Source organism: Streptomyces endocoffeicus (genome assembly GCF_016741935.1).
Taxonomy (GTDB): Bacteria; Actinomycetota; Actinomycetes; order Streptomycetales; family Streptomycetaceae; genus Streptomyces; species Streptomyces endocoffeicus.
The window spans coordinates 1-828 of the sequence record NZ_JAERRG010000185.1 but is presented as its reverse complement, the minus strand read 5'-3'; the positions used below and the strand labels follow the sequence as shown (position 1 = coordinate 828).

1 protein-coding gene is annotated in these 828 nt (G+C 68.6%); it reads right to left on the bottom strand.

Annotated elements, in window-relative coordinates:
* The coding region (locus JK364_RS54500; RefSeq protein ID WP_307841736.1) for an AMP-binding protein at positions 1–722 on the bottom strand (722 nt) is incomplete at its 3' end.
* Positions 723–828: the final 106 nt, after the last annotated feature.

Genomic DNA, 828 nt, shown 5'->3' with positions numbered 1-828 from the left:
GCACGCCCACCGAAGACGAGTTGGCCATCCACGGTCCACTTGGCGAGGTCGCCCGTGCGATACATCCGCCCACCCGTGAACGGACACGCCACGAAGCGCTCCGCGGTCAGCCCGGGACGCCCGAGATAGCCACGCGCAAGACCCGGACCCGCGACATACAGCTCACCCAGCACACCTGCGGGGACCGGGTGGAAACGCTCGTCCAGCACATAGACGGCGGTGTTCGAGATCGGCCGCCCGATGGGCACCGGGCCCGAGCCAGACGCCTCCAGGGGCTCGCTCATCGTCGCGCACACGGTGACCTCGGTCGGCCCATACGCATTGACCATCCGCCGCCCCGACGCCCACCGCTCCACCAACCCCGGCGGACACACCTCACTGGCCACCACCACCGTACCCAAACTCTCGGGCAACTCCTCCACCGTGGCCAGCACCGACGGCGACACCGTCACATGCGTGACGCCGAACTCCGCCGCCACCTCGCTCAACGACCCGTTGGGCGGAAGCCTGTCCGAGTCCACCATCACCAAGGCGGCCCCCGAGAGCAGCGCCATGAACAACTCCCACACCGAAGCGTCAAAACTCAGCGACGCCAGCTGCAACACCCGCGCATCCGCGTCCACCGCGAAGCGATCGATCTGCGCCGCCGCCAGGTTGCCGATGCCACGATGGGTCACCGCCACACCCTTCGGCCGCCCCGTCGAACCCGACGTATAGATCACATACGCCACATCATCGACATCCACCGAAACCGCGGGCGCGGGCTCCGCCACCGCATCCGACGGATCCCACACCAAGCACGCCGCCCCGGCCGGAACCAACCCTCGC